The organism is Streptomyces sp. NPDC001903, from assembly GCF_042891345.1.
GTDB lineage: Bacteria > Actinomycetota > Actinomycetes > Streptomycetales > Streptomycetaceae > Streptomyces.
The window spans coordinates 356,253-373,837 of record NZ_JBIASZ010000002.1; the positions used below are offsets into that span (position 1 = coordinate 356,253).

The 17,585-nt window shown below is 74.3% G+C and carries 14 protein-coding genes; 8 read left to right on the forward strand and 6 right to left on the reverse strand.

The window, feature by feature from the left end:
* Nucleotides 1–9: 9 nt before the first annotated feature.
* Entirely contained in the window at nucleotides 10–3,990 is a 3,981-nt protein-coding gene (locus ACFYZS_RS05270; RefSeq protein WP_389007030.1) for a CHAT domain-containing protein, read from the forward strand.
* A gap of 47 nt (nucleotides 3,991–4,037) precedes the next feature.
* Here the strand turns inward: ACFYZS_RS05270 and ACFYZS_RS05275 are convergent, their stop codons facing one another.
* The 3 genes from ACFYZS_RS05275 to ACFYZS_RS05285 all read right to left on the reverse strand — a co-directional run bounded on the left by ACFYZS_RS05275 (nucleotide 4,038) and on the right by ACFYZS_RS05285 (nucleotide 6,834).
* Nucleotides 4,038–5,903 carry a caspase family protein gene (locus tag ACFYZS_RS05275; RefSeq protein ID WP_389007031.1) on the reverse strand — a complete coding sequence of 622 codons (1,866 nt, stop codon included), beginning with the start codon at nucleotides 5,901–5,903 and terminating at the stop codon, nucleotides 4,038–4,040.
* Between the two features lie 98 nt (nucleotides 5,904–6,001).
* Nucleotides 6,002–6,376: a VOC family protein gene (locus ACFYZS_RS05280; protein WP_389007033.1), complete on the reverse strand. Its 375-nt coding sequence runs from the start codon at nucleotides 6,374–6,376 to the stop codon at nucleotides 6,002–6,004.
* Between the two features lie 149 nt (nucleotides 6,377–6,525).
* Nucleotides 6,526–6,834, reverse strand: coding sequence for a putative quinol monooxygenase (locus ACFYZS_RS05285; protein ID WP_389007035.1), 309 nt, complete (start codon nucleotides 6,832–6,834; stop codon nucleotides 6,526–6,528).
* Between the two features lie 251 nt (nucleotides 6,835–7,085).
* Between ACFYZS_RS05285 and ACFYZS_RS05290 the strand changes: the two genes are divergently transcribed.
* Both ACFYZS_RS05290 and ACFYZS_RS05295 read left to right on the forward strand, forming a co-directional pair.
* Nucleotides 7,086–7,520, forward strand: coding sequence for a hypothetical protein (locus ACFYZS_RS05290; RefSeq protein ID WP_389007036.1), 435 nt, complete (start codon nucleotides 7,086–7,088; stop codon nucleotides 7,518–7,520).
* A 314-nt stretch (nucleotides 7,521–7,834) separates the two neighbouring features.
* Complete coding sequence (locus ACFYZS_RS05295) at nucleotides 7,835–8,326, forward strand: hemerythrin domain-containing protein (protein ID WP_389007543.1); 492 nt, start codon at nucleotides 7,835–7,837, stop codon at nucleotides 8,324–8,326.
* Nucleotides 8,327–8,403: 77 nt separating this feature from the next.
* On the opposite strand, the gene ACFYZS_RS05300 is transcribed toward ACFYZS_RS05295, so the two are convergent.
* Complete coding sequence (locus ACFYZS_RS05300) at nucleotides 8,404–8,847, reverse strand: DUF5709 domain-containing protein (RefSeq protein ID WP_389007038.1); 444 nt, start codon at nucleotides 8,845–8,847, stop codon at nucleotides 8,404–8,406.
* A gap of 157 nt (nucleotides 8,848–9,004) precedes the next feature.
* Here ACFYZS_RS05300 and ACFYZS_RS05305 point away from each other — a divergent pair, with 157 nt between their 5' ends.
* Nucleotides 9,005–9,400 (forward strand): hypothetical protein, encoded by a 396-nt coding sequence (locus tag ACFYZS_RS05305; RefSeq protein WP_389007039.1) that lies wholly within the window; start codon nucleotides 9,005–9,007, stop codon nucleotides 9,398–9,400.
* A 70-nt stretch (nucleotides 9,401–9,470) separates the two neighbouring features.
* Here the strand turns inward: ACFYZS_RS05305 and ACFYZS_RS05310 are convergent, their stop codons facing one another.
* Together ACFYZS_RS05310 and ACFYZS_RS05315 are read right to left on the reverse strand one after the other, a co-directional pair.
* Complete coding sequence (locus tag ACFYZS_RS05310) at nucleotides 9,471–11,285, reverse strand: IPT/TIG domain-containing protein (RefSeq protein ID WP_389007041.1); 1,815 nt, start codon at nucleotides 11,283–11,285, stop codon at nucleotides 9,471–9,473.
* 543 nt (nucleotides 11,286–11,828) lie between these two features.
* The gene (locus ACFYZS_RS05315) at nucleotides 11,829–12,272 is read right to left on the reverse strand and encodes a hypothetical protein (RefSeq protein WP_389007043.1); all 444 of its coding nucleotides are present in this window, start codon (nucleotides 12,270–12,272) and stop codon (nucleotides 11,829–11,831) included.
* A 157-nt stretch (nucleotides 12,273–12,429) separates the two neighbouring features.
* On the opposite strand from ACFYZS_RS05315, the gene ACFYZS_RS05320 reads away from it, so the two are divergent.
* The 4 genes from ACFYZS_RS05320 (at nucleotide 12,430) to ACFYZS_RS05335 (ending at nucleotide 17,478) form a co-directional block, all read left to right on the forward strand.
* A complete protein-coding gene (locus ACFYZS_RS05320; RefSeq protein WP_389007045.1) occupies nucleotides 12,430–14,154 on the forward strand; it encodes a serine/threonine-protein kinase in 1,725 nt (574 codons plus the stop codon).
* A gap of 61 nt (nucleotides 14,155–14,215) precedes the next feature.
* Nucleotides 14,216–14,614, forward strand: coding sequence for a nuclear transport factor 2 family protein (locus ACFYZS_RS05325; protein ID WP_389007047.1), 399 nt, complete (start codon nucleotides 14,216–14,218; stop codon nucleotides 14,612–14,614).
* A 71-nt stretch (nucleotides 14,615–14,685) separates the two neighbouring features.
* On the forward strand, nucleotides 14,686–15,903 hold the full coding sequence (locus ACFYZS_RS05330) for a glycosyltransferase (RefSeq protein WP_389007049.1): 1,218 nt from the start codon (nucleotides 14,686–14,688) through the stop codon (nucleotides 15,901–15,903).
* A gap of 66 nt (nucleotides 15,904–15,969) precedes the next feature.
* Nucleotides 15,970–17,478 (forward strand): DUF4246 domain-containing protein, encoded by a 1,509-nt coding sequence (locus tag ACFYZS_RS05335; RefSeq protein WP_389007051.1) that lies wholly within the window; start codon nucleotides 15,970–15,972, stop codon nucleotides 17,476–17,478.
* The last annotated feature ends 107 nt before the right edge of the window (nucleotides 17,479–17,585 follow it).

Sequence of the window (17,585 nt, forward strand, 5' to 3'; positions counted from 1 at the left end):
GGAGGACCCGTGCCCGCTGCCGCGCACCCCCTGAGAGCCGCCCGTGACGAGGTCACGGACGCGCTCGCCGCGGTACCCGCCGGCAGCGCCGAGGCGCAGGAACTGTACGGGCAGGCCGGTGAACTGGGCTACCGGCTGTACGTGGAGCAGGCCGACCCCGAGGACCGGGACCTCGCCGCCGAATCGTTCGCCCACGCCTTCCGCCGCCGGGCCGAAGGCCCGGCCTGGCCGCTGCGCCGGATCATGTACGGGCACCTCCTCGCCATGCGCCACGACGAGCGGCCGGGCCGGGAACTGGCGGCCGAGATCCACACCCTGCTCGCGCGGGGCCTACCGGAACTGCCCGAGGAGGCCGAACACGACGGGACGGCCGTGCTCGCCCGGTGGCTCCTGGCCTACATCACCAAACGCCGCGTCATGGACGGGCCCGGGGAGCCGGCCCTCCTCGACGAGGCCCTGCGGTGGGGCCTGGCCGCACTCGACGACACGGACGGCGAGGACGCGGACCTCCTGGAGGCCCTCGGCTTCCTCTGGCAGCGGCACGCCCTCGCCACCGGCGACACCGCCTCCTACACCCGCTCCGCCGACCACTACGCCCGGGTGCTGGCGGCCGGCGACCGGGAACGGGACCTTCCGCTGGCCCGCCTGTCGCGTGCGACGTCCCTCATGCTCCTGGGCCACCACACCGCCGACCGGGCCGTGCTGGAGGAGGCCCGGGACGAGATCCTGCGCGCGCTGGCCGAGGCGGGCGGCAGCCGCCCCTCCTGGGAACGGGAGGCACGGGTGCGGGCGGCCTTCACCCGCGTCGCCATCGCCACGACCTGGTCCGAGCGCTCGGAGGGCGACCGGGCCGCCGCCGAACTGACCGCTCTGCTGACCGCCGAGGCGGACATCGACGCGCTGCCCTGGTTCCACCTCGACTGGTTCGGCCGGTTCCTCGTCACCCGCGTCCAGCAGGGGCTCGACCCTGAGGCCCTCGACCTCGCCATCGCCCTGCTGACCCGGGCCGTGGACCGGTGGGAGCCCGCCGAGGGGAAGGTCACGCGCACCGCCCTGGCCCTGGTCACCGCACAGCACCTGCGCTACTTGACGGACCAGGACCCGGCGCGCCTGAGCGTGATGGAACGCGCCGGACAGCTGGCCCTGGAAGGCGAGGAACTCCCCTCCGACGTACGCGACCTGCTCCTCCTGACGGTTGCCGACGCGCGGCACCGCCAGGGGAAGGCCCGGTCCGACACCCTTTCGGGCGAGGAGCTCATGCGCATCTACCGGGACTTCCGAGAGCGCTACGCGCAGGGCGAGTCCCCGGACTTCACCTTCGACGAGATCCTGTACGGCGAGGACTCACCGGCCCGCGGTGCCTGGGAGCGCCGCTTCTCGGAGCTGTTCGACAGCTGGCGCGCGACGGAGCACGCATCCGAGCGGGCGGAGCTCGCGGCGCACCTCCTGCAGAACATGGTGGTCCTGGACCCCGGTGGTGACCGGATCGGCCCCGAGCGCGAGGCCGAACTGACCGGAGCCGTCCTCGCGTACGCGGACGAGAACCCCGCCTGGCGCGGCCACGGGTACGCGGTCCTGGGCAACCACCGCCTCGCCCAGGGCATGCTGAACGACAACGCGGCCCGGCTCGCCGAGGCGGTCGAGCACTTCGCGGAGGCCGCCCGGGCGGGCAACGACAGCCCCTGGCTGACGCACGGGGCCACCATCGCCTCGGGCATGCTCGCGCAACTGCACGGGATCACCAGCGGGGTGGTACCCGACCAGGCCGACTGGGACCGGCTGCGGTCCGCCCTGAGCCCGTCCCCGAAGGTGGACCGTCTGTTGCGCCTCCACCAGGCGGGGGCGCGGGCGGGCATCGCCGTCAAGCGGGGCGACCTGGCCGAAGCGGACCGGCTCGTGGCGGAGGTGGCCCGGGCCGTCGGCGAAGGGGAGGCCGACGACCCGGGCCGGATCGAGGCCTGGGCCATCCTGGAGAGCGCCCGGATGGTCCGCAACAACCTCGCGGGCCGCCTCGGAGTCCCCCTCCTGCGGGTGCCCGAAGGGCGGCCGTCGACGGGCGAACTGCTGCGCCTGGCTGCGAAGCTGCCCCGCGGGCACCGCGCCGGGTTGATCGGCGGCATGGCCCTGGCCTGGAAGCAGGACGCCCTGGTCACGGCCGACCTGCCCCGGATCCGCGAGACCCTCGCCCTCAGCGAGGAAGCCGTCCGGCTCAGCGAGCCGGGCGGCGAGACCTGGATCCGCTTCACCTCCGAAGCCGGCTCCGTGTACTGCACACTGGTCCTGGCCGGGGAACGGGCGCACTCCCCGCAGCGGGCCCACGACCTGGAGCGGGCCATCAGCCTCCTCGAAGGGGCCGTCGCGGCGATGGGCGGCCCGGAGCACCGGCTGTGGGCCGTCTCCCTCCACTCCCTCGCCCAGGCCTACCGGATCCGCTCGGCACCGGACCGCCGCGACCGCGAGCGCGGCCGCCGACTGGGGCTGGAGGCCATGCGCGGCTTCGTCTGCTCCGCGCTGCTCCAGTCCGGCACCCAGGACGCGGCCGAGGCCGCACGGCTGGCCACCGGCCTCTCCGAGGAGGTCGTCGGCTGGTGCGTGGCCGACCGGGCCTCTCAGGACGCCCTCCAGGCCCTCGACGCCTGCCGCGGACTGGTCCTGCACGCGGCCACCACCAGCCGCTCCGTCCCCGAACTGCTCACCGCCGCCGGCCGGGACGCCCTGGCCGCCGAGTGGCACGCCGCCGGCGCCGCGGACGACCCGGACTCCGCGCCGGGCGACCTGCGCCGCCGCGTGGTCCGAGCCCTCACCGAGGCCCGTACCCCGCTCCTGGACCCGCCCTCCCCCGAGGAGATCGGCGGGGCCCTGCGCGCCCAGGGCAAGGACGCCCTCGTCTACCTGGTGGCCGCCACCGCCGACTGCCCCGGCACCGCCGTCGTCGTCACCTCGCGCGGGGAGGTCCGCGGGGTGCGGCTGCCGAACCTGCGGGCGGACGCGGGCCCCCTGCGCGCGTACCGTCCCGGACAGGGCACCGCGCCGCGCGACATCGAACCCGTACCGGGCCACGGCCCCGCCCGCCCGGACCCGGCACCGCCGCTGCGGGACCGGCTCGACCGGCTCTGCTCCTGGGCCTGGCGGACCGCGCTGCGCCCGCTCCTCGGCCGTTTCGAAGTCCTCGGCCGGGTACCCCGGCTGGTGCTCGTACCGATGGGCCCGCTCGGCCTCGTGCCCTGGCACGCCGCGTTCGGCGATACGGGCACGGGCCGCCGGTACGCCCTCCAGGACGCGGAGATCTCGTACGCGGCCTCCGCGCGCCTGCTCTGCGAGGTCGCGGCCCGCCCCGGCGTCCCGCACACCGGCACCGCGCTGGTCGTCGGCGACCCCACGGGCGACCTGCCGTACGCCGGGGAGGAAGCCGACGCCGTCCGGCGGGCCTTCTACCCGGCCGGCGAGCACCTGGGCCTGCGCAGCGGCGACGGCACGCCCGGCGAGGTCTCCCGGTGGCTGCGCGAACGCGCCGACGGCGGGGCCGTCCTGCACCTCGCCTGCCACGGCACGGTCGAGGAGAACGGGCCCCGCAGCTCCTACCTCGCCCTCAAGGGCGGTGTGCTGACCGCCGAGGAACTGACCGGGGCCGTGCACGGTCCGCTCGGCCTCGTCGTCCTCGCCGCATGCCGCAGCCAGGTCTCGGGACGCGGTCTCAACGAGGCCTACAGCCTCTCCTCCGCCTTCCTCGTGGCCGGCAGCCGCTCGGTCATCGGCTCCCTGTGGCCGGTACCGGACGACGCGACCTCCGTCCTGATGTTCCTGACCCACCACTACCTGCGCCGCGAGCAGGAGCCGCCCGCGCGGGCGCTGCGCCGGGCCCAGCTGTGGATGCTGGACCCGGACCGGAGCGTGCCCGAGGGCATGCCGCCCGCGCTGACGGCCCGGCTGGCCCATCTGGACCCGCACGACCTCACCGGCTGGGCCGGCTTCACCCACCTGGGACAGTGAGGGCCGGGCCGGGTCCTCCGGATCCGGCGCGATCCGAATGGCCCGGCCTACGGGACCACCGTGCGCAGGGCCAGGGTGCCGGCCGCCCACTGCCCCGGGCCGAAGGGGGCCGCCGGCAGCAGGTCCCGGCCTCCGGAGGACCGCCCGGGTCCGGTCAGCCGCAGCAGGCCGTCGGCCGGCGCGCGACGGGGCGCGGCGGTGCGTACGGCGTCGGCGTCCGGCTCCCAGCGGCTCAGGTGGAACGGCACCGTGTTCAGCTCCCCCTCGGCCACCACCAGCGTCAGCCAGTCCCGTACCGAGGCCCCGGAACGCACCGGCCGCGACGCGGGCAGCACCAGGTGCAGCGGTTGCCCGTCCAGGGCGTGGCCGGTCATGCCGGGGCCGATGAACTCGCCCGGGAACAGGCCCGTCCCGGCGCCGAACCGGTCGTCGAGGCTGACCAGTACGCACCACAGCGGCCGGGGCCCGGTGTTGCGCAGCCGCACGGTGACCCACGGCTCGCGCCGGCCGGTGTACGAGAGGACGACCTCGCCGTTGCCGTCGGGCCGCAGCGGCTCGCCGTCGCGGGCCTCCCAGGGCAGCACCTCGATCCTGACGTGCCCGCTCAGCGGCGACAGGCCGGAGCTGAGGTCCCGGATCCGGTGCCAGTGCACCAGGCGGGTCAGGCAGTCGCCCAGCCGCACCGCGTCCGCCTCCGTGGCCAGTGGCAGTGGCGGCACGTACGGCGCCCCGTCGCGGCGCAGCACCCTGGCCCGTGCGCCCCGCACCTCGACCCGCAGCAGCAGCCCCGCAGCGGCCTCCTCCGCCGAACCGGCCGCCACCTCGCGCAGCAGCGGGGACACGGGCAGGGGGACCGTCCCGGCCCCCTCCCCGTCGAGGACCACCGCAGCGGGGGGCAGCGCCAGGGCGGACAGGGCCACCGCGTGCACCGACCCCGGCTCCGGAACCCAGCCGTCGGGAGCGACCAGCGTCCGGTCCGCCCGCACCGCCGTGGCCCGGACGGGGCCGCCCGGCGCCGTGAACTCCGTGCCCGCGCCACCGGTCAGGCCGTGCACCCGCCCGCAGTCCACCTCCCACCCCTCCGGGCCCTCGCGCAGCAGGTACGGGCTCGGCCAGCGGGCCGGGCCGCCCAGCAGCGGCCGGTCCGCGGGACCCCCGGGCTCGGCCGGGAACAGCACCGGCTGCTGCCGCTCCACCAGCCGGCGCACCCCCGCGTCCGCCTCCGCGAGCAGCTCCCGGACGGTGGTCCCGGGCGCGGCCCGGCGCAGCGCGCGTGCCAGTGCGTACGAGAACACGCCTTGCGTGCGCGGACCGTCGGGCCCCTCGACGGACCGCTCGTACGCGGGCTGGCCGATCCGGCTCGCCGCCAGCAGCACGTGGCCCGGCGGCCGGGCGGGCCCGCTCAGGTCTCGCGCGCCGACGGCCGGCCGCCACTGCGGCAGCGGCGGCAGCGCACGGGCGACGACCCCCTCTTCCTCACGGCTGGCGCCGCCCGAGAAGCAGCAGTCCAGCACCGCCACCACCCGGGCACCGCCCGCCGCCGCCCCGTCGAGCAGAGCGCCGAGCCGTTTGTCCGGCAGCGGGCCGTCCGCGCACACCAGCGCCTGGCAGCGGCCGGTCGGCTCCAGCAGCAGCTCCTGCGGGGTGAGCGCCGGGTACTCCGTACCGTGCCCCGAGAACCACAGCAGCGCCGTGTCCCCGGCACGGGCCCGCCCGAGGTGGCCGACGATCCCCTCTTCCACGGCGGCGGCGGTGGCCGCGCCGTCGGTGAGGACACGGGCGCGGACCCTGCCCGGGGCGGCCGCCTCCAGCACGGCGCGGGCACCGGCCACGTCGTTCAGACAGCCGCGCAGACCGGAACGCGCCGCGGGGTACTCGTTGATGCCCACGAGCAGGGCGTACACCGTCTCCATGGCCCCAGTGTCATCCGGCCGGGCGGGCGGCCACTGGCCGGAATCCGGTCGTATCGGGGGCGGTTGTGGGGCGGAGGTGGCTCAAACGACGCCGTGGATCAGTGAAGGCAGAGGCAGAACGGGTGGCCTGCCGGGTCGGCGTACACCCGCCAGTTCGCGTCCGGGCGAAGCCGGTCCGTCCGCTCCAGCACGACCGCGCCGAGGGCCAGCGCCCGCTTCTCCTCCCCGTCGAGGTCGTCCACGTCGAAATCCAGGTGCAGCTGCTGCGGGTGCTGCTGGCCGGGCCATTCGGGCGGCCGGTAGCCGTCCACCCGCTGGCAGGCCAGCGGCGTCCCGTCGAACCCGTGCACCTCGACCCAGTCGGGGTCGTCCGGGGTCGCGACCACCCGGCCGCCGAGCAACTCGGCGTAGAACTCCGCGAGCCGTACCGGATCGGCGCAGTCCAGCGCCACCGCCTGCAGCTTTCGAATCATTTCCGATCCCCCTGGTTCCTCGGCGCCTTCCGGCGCCCTTGTGTACGGGAGGGGTCGTACCCGCCGGCCCGGCGGACATGCCGGCGGTGGCGCCGCGGCGGGACGACCGGGAGGACGACCGGGAGGATACCGGCGCGCGGCTGCCGACGTCAGCCGATGCTCTGCCGGTCCTGGACGTCGCAGTCGGTGTAGACCGGCGGCCTGGTCATCAGCGTCGAGAGCTGCTGAGCCAGTTCGTTCGTCTCGGGCGCGTTGCTGTTGGCCATGGCGGCCTCGTACGAGTCGAACTCGACCAAGGCGAGGTAGCGGTTGGGGTTGGCCCGGTCCTTGAGTAGGGTGCGGGAGTCGGGGGCTCCGCTCCGGCCTTCCGAGCGGGCCCGCTCCTCGTAGGAGCGCAGGAGGTCGCGCACTTCGTCGATGCGCTCGGTCTCGAAGTCGATGATCTGGGCGAACTTCATGCTTCCGGTTCCTCCTGGCGCGCGTGGCGGCCTCGCGGTGAGGTCTTCGCTGCCGCCAGCAAACACCGCCGCGCGGGCCGACCCCCGTCTCACACGCCCGCCGACGGGGCGATTCCACGAGGTTGGCCGGTAGCGGGCAGGCCGGCCGGCGCACCTCCGAGGCCTGCCCCCGGCCCTGACGCGACCCCGGTTTGACATGCCTCGGAGGGGTGGCAGGGTGGTAGCTGGGGTCATCTCTGGGAGGCTCCGCAATGGTTTCCTGTGAAGCATGGCGTTCGGCGGCGCGGCAACTGCCGCTCAGGCTCACGGCCGGCGTGTTCTTCCTCAATTCCGGGCTGTCGAAACGCGGTGCGGACGAGGCCACGGCCGAGGGGCTCCACCAGTTCGCCGCCGGGACCTACCCGTTCCTCGGCGAGCAGGACGCCCAGAAGTTCGTCCGCCTGCTCTCCGCCGGGGAGCTGGCCATAGCCGCCACGCTGCTCGTGCCGATCGTGCCCGCCGCTGTCGCCGGGGTGGCGCTGACCGCCTTCTCCGTCGGCACCCTCGGGCTCTACCTCCGTACGCCGGGCATGCGCCAGGAAGGCAGTCTGCGTCCCACCGAGCAGGGGATCGCGCTGGCCAAGGACGTCTGGCTGCTGGGCATCGGCGTCTCCCTCATCGCCGAGGGCGTGAAGGAACACCGGTGACGCTCCCCGACCGGGCCGTTCCGCCGGTCCGGGTCTTGAGCCGGGCGACCACGTCGCGCACCGGGAGCGCCTCCCGGGCCGCGCGGGCCGAGGGGGGCCCGGGGTAGACCTCGTGGTCCAGGACCTCGCTGCGCTCACCCACGCGCGACGGGGTCCGCATGAACCCGCCGGACTCGGGCAGTCGCCCCTATGCCCGCCGCGCCGATCCCGGCCGGCGGGATCCGTACCCGGGGCTCCGGAGGGCGCTGGTACCGCTGGTACCGCCGGCAGGGGCCGGGACGACCGAGGAGGCGAGCGGTATGGCGGGAGAGCGCATGGACCAGGACCAGGACGTCGTCGCGGTGATCCTCAAGGACCACCGCACCATGGAGGAGCTGTTCCGCCGCATGCGGAGCGTCGAGGCCGACCGCGCGGCAGCGAGGGAGAAGTTCGCGGCCCTGCTCATCGCGCACGGCGAGGCCGAGGAGGCAGAGGTCTACGGGGCTCTCAAGCGCTTCAGGGGCGTCGACAACGAGGAAGTCGAGCACGGCGAGGAGGAGCACGCCGAGGGCAACGAGGCCCTGCTCGCGCTGCTGGAAGTCGACGACGTCGGCTCCGAGGAGTGGGACACGCGGCTGGAGGCCCTGGTCAAGGCGGTATCCCACCACCTCGACGAGGAGGAGCGGACGATCCTCAACGGTGCCAGGGAGAGCGTTCCCGACGAGCGCAGGGCCGAGCTGGGCGCCGCGTTCCTGCGGGAACGCGAGAAGCAGCTGGCATCCGACTGCGGCCGCGTCGAAAACGTACGCAAGATCGTCGGCCGGTGAGCCGGCCGCCGGCGCGGGCTTCTCGGCCGTACGCGTGACCCGGCCGGGCCGGGTGCGACGGGCCGCGGCCCGCTCCGCTACGGCCGCCCCTCGTTCTCCTCCTCGTCCAGGTCCTCGATGAGGTGCACGGCGGCCTCCTCCGCGGAGGCGGCACCGGCATCGATGCCGACGTCCTGCGCGAGCATGCTGTTCCCGTGGGGGAACGAGGTGACCGGGGCCAGCCGGCCGGCCCGCGCGCCGCCCGCCTGCGGATCCACGGGCTCTCCCGCGCCACCCGTCAGGTCCCCGATCCCGTCGCCGTCGGGCATCTCCCACTCGGGAAGCTCGCGGGCGAGGCGCTCGTCGAGGCTGTCCCCCCGCTCTCGTGTGAAGAGCCGCTCGGGCGGCGAGTAGCCCTGATCGATCAGGGCATCGGTGCCGGGTTCCCCGACGCTGTCGTCCATGTCCGGCTGACGCTCGGAGGGCTCGTCCTCGGGCTGAGGCTGGTAGACCTCGTCGCCGTGTGCTTCGGAGTCGCTCATGACCTTGGCCTCTCTCTTCGTCGCAGCACCGGTTCGGGGCGCGCTGCTCGCCCTCCTGGCGTCTCCCCAGGAATGCGCGGAACACGCGGCGCGGGGCGGGCCCGCGCAGTGGCCAGACCCCGCCCCCGGCCGGCGAGCACGGGCTACGCTCCGCAGGATGGAACGCGCAGAGGTACTCAAGCGGGTGATCGGCATCCTCACCGAAGCCCAGAACATCCGCCGGGCCGTCGAATCCGGCCAGGACGACGACGGCTACGGCGACGCCCTCGGCGATGACGACGGCCCCGCCGCGACGGCGGGTGTGGCCACCACACTCCTGAACGAGATGCTTCCTTCCATCAGTGTCCCGGCCGACGCCTCTCCGCAACAGGTGGCGGCGCTGGTGGCCGAAGCGCTGGGACCGGCCCTGCACACGATGGTCTCCGGATTCAGCCTGGCATTCACCAGCCTCGCGATCGCGCACGACAGCGGCCGCACGGACGTCACCTCGATCGAGGTCCTGCGGGAACTCGCCCTCGAAATCGAGGCGGGTACCTACGACGAAGGGGCGTAGGGCCCGGTCCCGCGAGCCGGCGGGCTCGCGGGACCGGGGCCGGTCCTGGAGGGGACGTGGTCCCGGGGGGTCAGGGGCAGGTGGCCAGGAGGACGGAGACGACCGTGCAACTGGCGGTCGCGCCGTCGTTGAGCGGGTTGGGGTCGGACGGAGCGGACACGGTACGGGTGGCGGTGACCGAGACGCGGCCCAGCGAGAGCAGGCCCAGCGGTACCCGGAACGTCTTGGCCGAGGCGGCGCCGGCGGCGATGGTGCCGTAGCCGCAGGTCACGGTGGTCCCCATGACGGTGCACCCCGGGGAGAGCCCGGTGGCGGAGGAGCCCTGCGGCAGGGTCGCGGTGAGCGTGGCCGAGGTGACCGTACCGGGGCCGGTGTTGTGGGCGGTCAGGGTGTAGGTGAGGTACGGGACGAGGAGGCTGAGGCCCGGCTGCGCGGCCAGGTCGACGTCGATGTCGGCGGGCGGGAGCTGGTAGGTGTACCGGCCCGCGCCGACCGCGGCGCTGGTCCCGCCCGGCGTGGTGACCTGCACGTCGACGGGGCCGGCGGCGTGCGCGGGTGCGGTGGCCGTGCAGGTGGTGGCGGTGCAGGACAGGGCGCCGGCCGGGTTTCCGGGGCCGAAGGTCAGCGAGGTGGCGCCGCTCAGACCGGTCCCGGTGACCGTGACGACGGTCCCGCCGTCGGTCGGGCCGGCGGAGGGGCTGAGCGAGGTCACCACGGGTACCGGAAGGTAGCTGTACCGGGCGGCGGGGGACGCGGCACTCGTCCCGGCGGGCGTGGTGGCTTGTACGTCCACCGTCCCGGTGCCGGCCGGTGCGGTGGCGGTGCAGGAGGTCGGGGTGCAGGAGACGGCGGTGGCCGGGTTGCCCGCGCCGAAGGTGATGACGGCGCCCGCCAGATTCGTGCCGGTGACCGTCACCGCCGTGCCGCCCGCCGCGAGGCCGGTGTCCGGGCTGATGCCGGTGACCGTGGGCGCGTCGCGGTGGAAGGCGAACACGATCCGGCCGTCGCCGGCGTTGGCCCCGTCGGTCAGGACGACCGGTGAGCCGGGGACCGTGCCGGAGACCAGGCTGGATCCGCCGCCTCCGCCACCGCCTCCGCCACCCGTGGTTCCGTACCGGCCGCCGGCACCGCCGCGGCCTCCCCCGCCGTAGCCCGCTCCGCCGCGCCCGCCGGCGCCGGTCGGGTTGAAGACTCCCTGCGCGGCGGCGCCGCCGGAGCCGTTCGGGTAGGCGCCGGGCGAACCGTTCGCGCCCTCGTTGTCGGCGCCCTGCCCTCCCGTACCCGCCGCGCCGCCTGCGGTGTCGGTGCCCGGGCCGCCGCCCGTACCGCCCTGCGCGTCCGGGACCAGGCCGTGGCCGTCGGCGCCCGCGTGGCCGCTGTCGCCGCCGGCCGCTCCCGGGTAGGCCGGGGAACCGATGCCCGCCCCGCCCGCGCCGCCGCCCGAACCGGCCGTCAGCAAGGGGGTGTTGGAAGCCGTGGTCACCGCGACGAGGGCGCCGCCGAACCCGGACGCGCCGAACTGGGGGTTCGCAGTGGCGTTGGCGCCGCGGCGGCCGACGGTGACGTTGAACGTCTGCCCGGCGGTCGCGGGGAGGGTCGCCACCAGGTGCGCGCCCTTGCCGCCCGGTGTCCCGTCGAAGGTGTTCCCGCCTCCGGCGCCGTCGAGGGTGACCACGGCGCCGGACATGCCGTCGGGCACGGTGAGGCTTCCGGAACCGCCCGCCGTGCAGGTGATGGTGGTGACGGCATCCGCCACGACCGGGGCGGCGCACACCCCTTCCGCCGCCGCCGGAACCGCCAGAGCCGTCAGGCCGCCCGCGGCCAGCGCGAACGACGCGGCCACGGCCGGCAGCCGGTGGCGCCACCGGGATCTCGGTCCGCTCACCACAGCAGTCGATGACATCGAAGCCTCCCCCTCTGAGCTGCGCCCGACGGCGGCCGGAGGCGAAGACTCCTGGGAAGCCGCGGCCGGACGCTCCGGCACGACGAACCGGAGCGCCGTCCCGCACACGGAGCCGCCCACGTTCGCCGGTGTCACCGGCCCCTCGCGGGGCGGGAGCCCTGTGACACCGGCGGAAGCATCGCAGCCGCCGAGGAGGGACGCGGGCGAAACGCGAGATGATGGCGTCGGCCCCACGGAAAACGCCGACCACGGGGACAGCGGCGCTTACGATACGAAGTTCCGCTCCCCCACCGCTGGTTGCGGAGGCCGCCGCCGACGTCCTCAGCGGGTGGCCCGGTCCGCTGCTTCGCGGGCGATGTCGGCGCAGAGGCGGCAGCAGCGGGTCCGGGTCCATGGCGCGGGTGAGTTCGGCTGATCCCTCGACGGCCAAAGGCAGTTCCTCGAGGAACTCGGCCGGGGCGGCCACGGCCGCGCCACCCCATGACGCTCCAGGGCACACCAAGGAACTCCCGCGAGCCCGGCCGGTCACCGCGGTCCCGGCACGACGCGGGAGCCGGCCGCCGGTGCGGTACCGAAGCGGGGGCACCGTCGGCAGACCCGGCCGCTGCGCCGCACGGCGGACGGCCGCCGCAGACTCAGGTGCCCCGCGGCGCAGCGAATCCGGTGCGGGGTGTGGACGCCGAGCCAGAGGGGTTCCAGGAGCACCGCGCCGACGGCACTCAGGCGTTCGAGGAATGCGGCCGACGCGGCGGACGGGTCCTTGCGCGCGCACGTACGGCACAGACCCTGCCCCTGCTGGACGTTGGACGGGCGTGGGGTGCACAGGTGGCCGGCCGGGCAGCGGACGCGGTGCGGAGCGGCGTTCCCCAGCCAGACGGGTTCCAGGAGCTGCGCGCCCGCCTCGGCGAGGCGGGCTCGGAAGGCGGCTTCGGCACGTAAGGAGTGGGCGGGGCGACGGGGCTGGTACACGGGCTCCCCCGGGGACGGTGCACGAGCGGCGAGCGGCGAGCGGATGGACGGCGAGCGGACGGACGGACACCGATCATTCCACCGCCCGCCGATCATGCATCTACGCTTGTGACCGGTCGCATCGTCGCGAGTGACCGGTCGTGGAACGGAGCATGTGGTGCCAGCGGGCCAAGAGGGGCAAGAAAAAGACGGGGACCTCGTCGGCAAGGTACTCGGGGGGCGCTACCGGGTGACCTCCGTGGTCGGCCGCGGCGGCATGGGAGTGGTGGCGCGGGCCGTCGACGAACTGCTCGCCCGGGAGGTCGCCGTCAAGGTGCTGCGGGCCTACACCGACGCGAGCGAGTCCGAACTGGCCCACCTGCGCACCCGGATGGAGCGCGAGGCACAGGCAGCGGCCCGCATCCGGCACAGCGGGGTGGTCACCGTGCACGACGTGACCCAGGAGCGGGGCCTGCCGGTCATCGTCATGGAACTCGTCGACGGACCCTCGCTCGACGACGTGGTGACGCAGCGCGGCGCGCTCGACCCGTACGAGGCCGCCGCGATCGGCGCCAAGCTGATGGACGCGCTCGACGCCGCGCACCGGGCGGGCGTCCTGCACCGGGACGTGAAGCCGGGCAACGTGCTGCTGGAGCGGGGCGGCCGGGTCGTGCTCACCGACTTCGGCATCGCCACGATGGAGGGATCCGACGACGAGGCGATGGCGAAACTGACCCGCAGCGGGCAGCTGGTCGGCTCGCTCGACTACCTGCCGCCGGAGCGCGCGCAGGGCAGGGAGCCCGGCCCCGCCTCGGACATCTGGTCCCTCGGGATGACCCTGTACGCGGCGGTGGAGGGCGTCTCGCCCTTCCGCCGCACTTCGGTGTGGTCCACCCTGGCCGCGATCGTCGCCGAGCCGCTGCCCGCACCCCGGCGGGCCGGGGCGCTCGCTCCGGTGCTGATGGCGCTGATGGCGAAGGAGCCGGCGAGCCGGCCCACCGCCGACCAGGCCCGCGTGATGCTGGAGCGGGTGGCGGCGGGCGGGGCCGCGGCGCACCCCGCGCCGCCGGTTCCCGCCGCCGGGACGGCGACCCCGACGGCGCCGTCCGTCGTGGGGCCGGCCGTCGGCTTCGGTCCGCCGCCGGTCGTCGGCGGTCCGGTCGCCGGTGGTCCGGTCGCCGGTGGTCCGGGTGTCGGTGGTCCGGGCGATGGCGGTGTGGGCGCCGCGCCCGCCGTATCGTTTCCTCAACCCCATGTCCCCGCTCCTTACAGCGGGTTCCCCCCGCCGGGCCGGCCGCCGACCGCCGCACAGAACTCCGAGACCGCGCACCGGACGCGGCGCAGCCGTTTCGCGATGGCCGCGGCGGCCGTCGCGGTACTGGCCGCCAGTGGTGTCGCCTATGCCGTGACCACGGGGGGCGGCGGAGACCGGACGCGGGCGGTGGCGCCGACGCCCGCCACCGGTGGCGGCTCCCCGGCGGCCGACGGCCGGCCGGGCGCGGACACCCCGGAGCCCTCTCCCTCCGGCTCCCGGACCCACGCCAAGCCGACGCCCTCCGCCTCGAAGAAGCCGAGCACGGCAGCGCCCTCCTCGGCGGCGTCCTCGCCCGCCCCGGCCCAGCCGGGCCCCGTACCGACGGGATGCACCGGCTGGACCCACAAGGACCCGAAGCCGGGCACCTACGGCTACATTTCCGGCGACCACCACCTGCTGGCCGCGCCGTACCAGAACTGCCCCGCCGGCGCCCTGGTCAAGAACGGAACGAAGCTCTGGTACCACTGCTACGCCGTCAACTCGTACGGCAACCAATGGACGTACGTGCGCGTGGACGGCACGAACACCAGCGGGTGGCTGTACAACCGCGACCTCACCGGCCAGAAGGGCTCGTCCCCCGCGTGTTAGCGCCGGAGGCCATCGGCACCGTCGAGCGCGTCATCCGCGGCCCGCACCGCATGATGGAGGCATGGGTGACCGCGAGGACTTCCTTACGTGGATCAAGACCGACCTGTACCGGGCGGAGACCGCGCTGCACGACGGCGACCCGGAGCCCAGGCGGGCGCTCTGGTCGCGCGCGGAGCCGGTCAGCGTGCTGGGTGCCTGGCGCAACGCCCGCGGCCGGGCCGAGGTCGACGCCCTCTTCACCGCCCTCGGTGCGTCCTTCTCGCACTGCACCTCGTACGCGTTCGAGCTGCTGGCGTACGACGTCGTGGGCGACATGGCCTACACGGCCGGCCTGGAGCACGTAAGCGCTTCCGTCGACGGGGAACCGCGCACCTACACGCTGCGGGCCACCCAGGTGTACCGCCGCGAGAACGCGGTGTGGCGGGTGGCCCACCGCCACGGGGACACGGTCACGCAATGACGCCGTGACGGGATGGCCTCCGCCGCTGCCGCAGCCGCAGCCGCAGCAAGACCCGCATACGAGGTGCACGCATGAGAATTCTGATCGCCACGGCCGGCTCACGCGATGATGTCGCTCCCTACACCGGGCTGGGCAGCGCCCTTCGCGAGGCCGGGCACCAGGTGGCTCTCGCCGCCACCGGTTCGTTCGCGCCCCTGGCCGAGGAGGCCGGGCTGGAGTTCCGTCCGCTGCCCGCGGAGCCCCGGGCGCACGGCGACGTCGGGGGCACGCGCGAACCGGCGCGGGCCGCGGCCGCGGCCGCGTTCACCGCCGACCTGGGCGAGGGGTTCGCCGACGCGGTCGCCGAGGGTACGGACCTGCTTCTGCTGTCGGCCACCACCGCCCCGCTCGGCTGGCACGTCACCGAAGCCACCGGGATACCCGGCCTCGGCACGTACCTGCGGCCCACGGCCCCCACCGGCGACTTCGCCCCCACCGCGAGGGGAACCAGGTCACTGGGCCGACTCGGCAACCGGACCGCCGCACGCCTCGCCCTGCGCAGGACCGACCGCGTCTTCACCCCGGCCGTCGCGCGCCTGCGCGAACGCCTGGAACTGCCCCCGTTGTCCGCCGCGCGGATGCGCCGCCGCCAGAGCGCCGGCAGCTGGCCCGTGTTGCACGGCTTCAGCACGGCGCTGCTGCCGCGCCCCCGCGACTGGTCGCACCACCTGAGGGTGACCGGTAACTGGTGGCCCTACGTCGACCCGGGCCGTCGGCTGCCCGATGCACTGGAGGACTTCCTCGCTGCGGGAGCGCCACCGGTGCTGGTCGGCCTCGGCAGCATGGCCGCGGGAGAGGGGGAACGTCTGGGCGGGATCGCCGTACGGGCGCTGCGGCGGGCCGGGTTGCGCGGCGTACTGCAGTCGGGCAGCGCCGGGCTCGCCGCCGACGGCGACGACGTCCTGACCATCGGCGACGTCCCGCACTCCCTGCTGTTCCCGCGGCTGGCCGCCGCCGTCCACCACGGCGGCGCCGGCACGGCGGCCGCGGCCCTGCGCGCCGGGATCCCGTCCGTCACGGTGCCGGTCGCCGCGGACCAGCCCTTCTGGGCAGCGAGGCTCGCCGCGATCGGTGCGGCCCCACCCCCGGTTCCCTATCGCACCCTGACCGCCGAACGGCTCGCCGATGCCCTCGCCGCCGTGGTGCGGGATCCGTCGTACGCGAAGGCATCCGCGGCAGCCTCACGGCATATGGCGGTGGAGAACGGCGCGGACGCCGTCGTGACGGCTGTGCGCCGGCTGGCCGGGTGAGTAGTGGACCCGGTCCGCTGAACTATCCTTCCCACCACCGCACACCGACTCGGAGGACCGAGGGATTTGACCGGCCTGTCTGCTTTCCCGCTGCCCTTTCACGCATCCCGTTCCATATCGTTCGCGACACCCCGAACGCTGCGGGAACTTCAGATGATCCAGTGCAGCGCACACATTCGGGCGAAGCCCGGGTGGTTCGACAAGATGAAGGATGCCGACGTCGTCGCCAGGTGGACGCAGGAAGCGCTCGCCCAGGGCCTCACCGAAGCCCAGGTGCGTTACGTGCTCGCCGAACTCGCGCATTACGCCGCGCTGCGGGACGAACGCACCGGCATCGAGGTGTCCGCCGTCGACGGGGTGTGGCAGTCGGACACGCTGGTCGACGGCTTGCTCAGGTCCCGGCTGCGCGAGGCGGTTCAGGTTCTGGAACAGGTTCCCGAAGCGGACAAGGACTGGCACCCCGGCTCCGACGGCCAGGTACTGGATCTCGTACACCCCTCGCTGTTCTGCCTGGTGCGAGAGGCGAGCGGCGCTCCCGAGCGGGCTTGGCTGAATCCGACGGACCGCTATTCGAAGTACGAATTCTCGGAGAAGTTCCAGTGGCTGCCCACGGACGTCGACGTCACCGACGACGGCGAGGTCGCCTTCCGTTCGTACGTCAACAACGTCCACCCCGATGATCACCGTGAACTGGCCTCCGTCCTGCCGGACTTGTTCGCGCGCCTGCTCCCGCTGCTGGAGAACGTACTCACCGATCTGCGCCATCCGCGGCCCTTGCGCATCGAGGCGGATCCCTACGGGTGGTACGACTCGGAGCCCGAGTATCCGAGCAAATCCTCCTACCCCGATGACGAGGCCTACGCGGAAGCCCGTCGTGCGTGGGAACAGGCACAGGACGACTGGTGGGAGAACCGCCGCCCGGTCGTCCCGGACGCCCCGGAGTTCACCCCGCCCGAGGCGCCCGACGCCTCCGCCCGGGTCAGCCTGCGCGGCCGTCGCCTCCAGGTCATCGTCAAGCTCGCCACCCTTCACCTCACGCCGGACAAGCCCGAGTACCCCGGCGGTTCCTGGCACGTCGAGGGGATGATGAACGAGCGGATCGTCTCGACCGGCATCTACTACTGGGACAGCGAGAACATCACCGAAAGCCGGCTGGGTTTCCGGGCGGCTCTCGACGACCCGAACTACGAACAGAACGACGACAACGGTCTGCGTGAGGTCTACGGCCTGGAGGACGAGGACGCGCTGAACCAGATGCTGGGATCGACACCGACCCCCGCGGGCCGCTGCGTGGCGTTCCCGAACATCCTGCAACACCGGGTCGATTCGTTCCGCCTCGTGGACGCCACCCGTCCGGGACATCGCAAGATTCTCGCCTTCTTCCTGGTCGACCCGTCGGAAAGGATCGTCTCGACACACGATGTGCCGCCGCAGCAGCCGTGGTCCGAGACCTCGACGATGACGCTCGAGCAGGCGAAGGACTACCGCGAACAACTCATGCGGGAACGCAAGTTCTTCGTCGCCGAGCACAACGAGCAGCTCTACGAACGGGAATTCTCCCTCTGCGAGCACTGAAGCCGGGTCCGCCGGGCGCGCCACCCCGGGAACGGACCGGCATCGGTGTCCGGCATCGGTGTCCGGCACCGGACCGGGGTGGCACGAAGATGGGCATTTCCGGGGAT

What these genes read in the sequence shown, in the direction of transcription:
- ACFYZS_RS05285 (WP_389007035.1), bottom strand. Translation starts at nt 6,834, where the DNA reads ATGAAGTTCGCCCAGATCATCGACTTCGAGACCGAGCGCATCGACGAA.
- ACFYZS_RS05275 (WP_389007031.1), bottom strand. Translation starts at nt 5,903, where the DNA reads ATGGAGACGGTGTACGCCCTGCTCGTGGGCATCAACGAGTACCCCGCG.
- ACFYZS_RS05300 (WP_389007038.1), bottom strand. Translation starts at nt 8,847, where the DNA reads ATGAGCGACTCCGAAGCACACGGCGACGAGGTCTACCAGCCTCAGCCC.
- ACFYZS_RS05280 (WP_389007033.1), bottom strand. Translation starts at nt 6,376, where the DNA reads ATGATTCGAAAGCTGCAGGCGGTGGCGCTGGACTGCGCCGATCCGGTA.
- ACFYZS_RS05330 (WP_389007049.1), top strand. Translation starts at nt 14,686, where the DNA reads ATGAGAATTCTGATCGCCACGGCCGGCTCACGCGATGATGTCGCTCCC.
- ACFYZS_RS05305 (WP_389007039.1), top strand. Translation starts at nt 9,005, where the DNA reads ATGGAACGCGCAGAGGTACTCAAGCGGGTGATCGGCATCCTCACCGAA.
- ACFYZS_RS05325 (WP_389007047.1), top strand. Translation starts at nt 14,216, where the DNA reads ATGGGTGACCGCGAGGACTTCCTTACGTGGATCAAGACCGACCTGTAC.
- ACFYZS_RS05290 (WP_389007036.1), top strand. Translation starts at nt 7,086, where the DNA reads ATGGTTTCCTGTGAAGCATGGCGTTCGGCGGCGCGGCAACTGCCGCTC.
- ACFYZS_RS05295 (WP_389007543.1), top strand. Translation starts at nt 7,835, where the DNA reads ATGGACCAGGACCAGGACGTCGTCGCGGTGATCCTCAAGGACCACCGC.